The sequence below is a fragment of the Opitutaceae bacterium genome (genome assembly GCA_041395105.1).
GTDB lineage: Bacteria > Verrucomicrobiota > Verrucomicrobiia > Opitutales > Opitutaceae > B12-G4.
Genome location: JAWLBB010000014.1, coordinates 1 through 2,461, shown reverse-complemented (window position 1 = coordinate 2,461; position 2,461 = coordinate 1). Strand labels below are relative to the sequence as shown.

General features: G+C 59.6%; 3 protein-coding genes. 2 read left to right on the top strand and 1 reads right to left on the bottom strand.

What is annotated here, in order from left to right; translation table 11 throughout:
* Window positions 1-168 precede the first annotated feature (168 nt).
* Both R3F07_20780 and R3F07_20775 read left to right on the top strand, forming a co-directional pair.
* On the top strand, window positions 169-420 hold the full coding sequence (locus tag R3F07_20780) for a hypothetical protein (protein MEZ5278828.1): 252 nt from the start codon (window positions 169-171) through the stop codon (window positions 418-420).
* Between the two features lie 169 nt (window positions 421-589).
* The gene (locus R3F07_20775) at window positions 590-1,372 is read left to right on the top strand and encodes an AAA family ATPase (protein ID MEZ5278827.1); all 783 of its coding nucleotides are present in this window, start codon (window positions 590-592) and stop codon (window positions 1,370-1,372) included.
* Window positions 1,373-1,504: 132 nt separating this feature from the next.
* Here the strand turns inward: R3F07_20775 and R3F07_20770 are convergent.
* On the bottom strand, window positions 1,505-2,461 hold a 957-nt coding region (locus R3F07_20770), incomplete at its 5' end, for a uroporphyrinogen decarboxylase family protein (protein ID MEZ5278826.1).

The following is a 2,461-nucleotide window of genomic DNA, read 5'->3' as shown; positions in this document are numbered from 1 at the left end:
CGCAAAGTGCCCGCTTCGGTCCATTCAACTCAAGGATCGACTTTGGAGAGTGGTTTTGTCGCAGGTCCTCTCCCCGGGTCTGAGAGGCGTGATGGATTGCGATCTGGACCATCGAAACGAGAATGAGCCTCCAGGATTGCCGGTTGGCGTTGCGAGGCGTGCCACGACATGGTCGGATACTTTCCCGCCGGGGCGGACGAAGCGGCCGACTGCCTTTCGGACGAAGACAATCGATTCTATGCTGCTTTCGGCAGGAAGAAACTGGCCGGCTTCCGGCCCTCTGAACAGTTCGCCCGAGTCGGCGACGGGATGTCCTTCAACGTCTTCACCATTGACCTCGCCGGACGTGGCCATAGGACCTCCTGGATGCCCGATTCCCTGAAGCAGGCAATCCGCTCGGAGACGCGATCCACCCAATGAACGTCAGAGTATCCGACTTGAAGCGGTCCCCGGCCTTCAGCGGTCCGGTGCTGGCCTGTCCTGGTGGCGGGAAGCGAGACGCCTTTCCCGAAAACGAAAACTGGAAATTCTGGCGGCAAGGGCCAAGACACAAAGTCAGCCTGTTCCAGGCAGACGATGCCACCTGACCTTGATCTATCTGACCGAAATCGGAATCGCGGGTGGCGGGTCGGATTCGTTTCCGTATTCGGTTCCTTCCATTGGCCACCCAAGGGTCATTCGGCTTCACTCGCCGGTCACCTGCTTGGTCGGTGCCAATGCGTCCGGCAAGTCGACCCTGCTCGAGGCGATTGCCATCAAGAGTCGGCGGATCGTCGTTGGCGGAAAGAGCCTGGATCAGGACGACAGTCTCGACGCCATTCGCCCGTATGCCAGGAACCTCAAGTTGACCTGGAGTCGCCGGACGGGCAAAGGCTTCTTCTTTCGTTCGGAGGATTTCTTCAATTTCATGCGGCGGAACAAGGAACTGTCAGCCGAGCTGGGCGATTTAGCGGAGAGATTCAAGGATGAGCCTCTGGCGAGAGGGTCGCTTCTGGGACAGAAAAACGCCCTGGATTCGCGCTACGGAGATCTGAATTCGCAGTCTCACGGGGAGGGGTTTCTTCGCGTCTTCAAATCGAGGATATCGTCCGGCGGTCTCTACCTGCTCGACGAACCCGAAGCGGCTCTGTCGCCGCAGTCGCAGTTTTCCCTGCTCTACTTGATCCGCGAGATGGTCAACGACAGGGAGGGGGCGCAATTCATCATCGCCACCCATTCTCCCATCCTCATGAGCCTTCCCGGAGCGCAGATTCTATCCTTCGACGGAGGAGGGATATCCGAGGAGGAATTCGATAACCTGGACCACGTCCAGCTCTACCGGCGCTTTCTGGGCAACCCGGGCAGGTTTCTTGATATGCTGTTCTCGGAATGATGAAGCTGTCTCTACGCGTCTACTCTCGCCGGATGGTGATGCTCAATCACCGGTTCGACAGGCTTCGGGCAGAAGTCGGATCGTCCACCATCCGGGTGTATCTCGTCAGAAATCCGGACAGGACGAAACGGGTCATTCCAGCCATGCCCTGAAGACGGCCTCGATGTTCTCCCGGGGATTGTCCTTTCCCCACTCGCACTGGGCGATGACGCCTCCGGTTCCGTCATCCAGGGCACTCCGGACGCGATGGACGGCCGCTCGGACGTCGGCGGGTGATCCGAATGGCAGCACGTGTTGCCGATCGATTTCCCCCCAGAAGGTGATCCTTCCCCTGTAGCGCCGGGCGAGGTCCTCGATGTCCATGCAGAAGAGTTGCGAGTTGATTGCGTTGACGCCGATCTCGACGAGGTCTCCGAGGATGGCGTCGATATGGCCGTCCGAATGAAAGAAGACGAATTTGCCGGCCTCGTGGATGATGTCGCAGTATTCACGGTAGAGCGGCTTGAACATCTGCCGCCAGGTAGCGGGATTGATCAGCAAGGCGTTGTTGGCGCCCCAGTCGTCCATCAGGAAGACCGCATCGACCTCCGAACGGGCCCAGTCTCGGACTTCCGTCAGGTAGTATTCGTGGACCATTTCGATCAGCTTGAGGAGTTCGGGCGGGCGGTCCGCCAGATCGACAAAGGTGTTTTCACTGCCGCGAAGAAACTGGAGGCGCTCAAACACTCGCGCGCAGACCGGCGAGAGCATGAACCGGTCCGAACGCGCGCAGTCCCGGTTGGCCGCCTCGAGATTCCGATTCTTCACCAGTTCCCACGGCGGCTGAAACGTGGACAAAGCGGACCACTCGGCCAGGGCCGGATGTTTGACTTCGCCGATGATGCCCGGTTCTCCGGTCTCCCAGATACTGCCCCATTCGTCGGTGTAGATTCCGGGTTTGCACAGGTGGTTCAGACCCGAATCATCCGAGCCCGGCGATGATTCCGGACGCCCGAGATCAAGCGGATAAGCCTCCAGGAGTTCCCGGAGCTCCTTCTGCCGGAAGAGGGAGACATAGGGCAGCGGCCAGAGATCCCGCGGGACCCGATC